The organism is Staphylococcus sp. GDX8P80P (genome assembly GCF_017893095.1).
GTDB lineage: Bacteria > Bacillota > Bacilli > Staphylococcales > Staphylococcaceae > Staphylococcus > Staphylococcus borealis.
Map to the genome: position 1 here is coordinate 1 of NZ_JAESMI010000154.1, position 460 is coordinate 460.

The window sequence follows — 460 nt, forward strand, 5'->3', positions numbered from 1 at the left end:
TCCAACAACAGAAGGTTTCACCGGAGGTGTTAGGTCAGTTGCTTTCTTCGGTTGAGACGTAGAACTATTCGGATGTTCTGCATTATCAGTCGCCTTGGCAGTGACGTTACCTTCAGGAATAGGTTTCGTCGGTGTAATCGTGACATGACCTGTATTATCTGTCGTACCTGAACCGATAACATTACCGTCTTTATCCAATAATTCTACTTTCGTATTCGGATCTGTAGTAACTTCAACAGGATCAGTAGTTGTCGCTTTACCAGTTAAATCGCTAGTAACCACAGGCGCCGTTGGCGGAGTTGTGTCAGTCGCTTTTTTCGGTTGAGACGTAGAACTATTCGGATGTTCTGCATTATCAGTCGCCTTGGCAGTGACGTTACCTTCAGGAATAGGTTTTGTCGGTGTAATTGTGACATGTCCCGTATCATCCGTCGTACCCGAACCAATGATATTACCATCT

1 pseudogene is annotated in these 460 nt (G+C 44.8%); it reads right to left on the minus strand.

The features are described from left to right. Positions 1-460, minus strand: a pseudogene (locus tag KA858_RS11705) (YSIRK signal domain/LPXTG anchor domain surface protein); the annotation flags it as partial.